The following is a 391-nucleotide window of genomic DNA, read 5'->3' as shown; positions in this document are numbered from 1 at the left end:
GGTCATGCCGCCGATGCCCAGGTCCAGCGACCGCTCCGCCAGCGCGGCAGCCGGGCCGTCGTGAGAGAAGGAAGGGGAGGAAGATGAATCAGCCATGCCGGCACGTTAACCCCTGACATCATGGCAAGGTCAAGGCCCTGGCATCGCACGGCCGGCGCTTGACTCTGCCACCATGTCAGGGTTCATGATCCCGACATCCCATCACCGGCATTTGTCTGAAAAGGAGCCCGCCATGCAACACAGCTTCCAAGTCCAGGGCATGACCTGCGGCCACTGCGAGCGCGCCGTCGTGCACGCCGTCCGCCAGGTCGACACCGACGCCACCGTGCAGGTCGACCTGCCCACCGGCCGCGTCGTGGTGGACAGCGACCGCCCCCGCGAGGCGCTGGCC

1 protein-coding gene is annotated in these 391 nt (G+C 67.5%); it reads left to right on the top strand.

Translation table 11 applies throughout. From position 1 onward, the window contains the following. Window positions 1-172: 172 nt before the first annotated feature. The coding region (locus IR141_RS14300; protein WP_368665561.1) for a heavy-metal-associated domain-containing protein at window positions 173-391 on the top strand (219 nt) is incomplete at its 3' end.

The sequence above is a fragment of the Neisseria sp. 19428wB4_WF04 genome (assembly GCF_015235335.1).
Classification (GTDB): domain Bacteria; phylum Pseudomonadota; class Gammaproteobacteria; order Burkholderiales; family Neisseriaceae; genus Neisseria; species Neisseria musculi.
The sequence above is the reverse complement of the archived record's forward strand: the minus strand, read 5'-3'. Positions and strand labels throughout refer to the sequence as shown.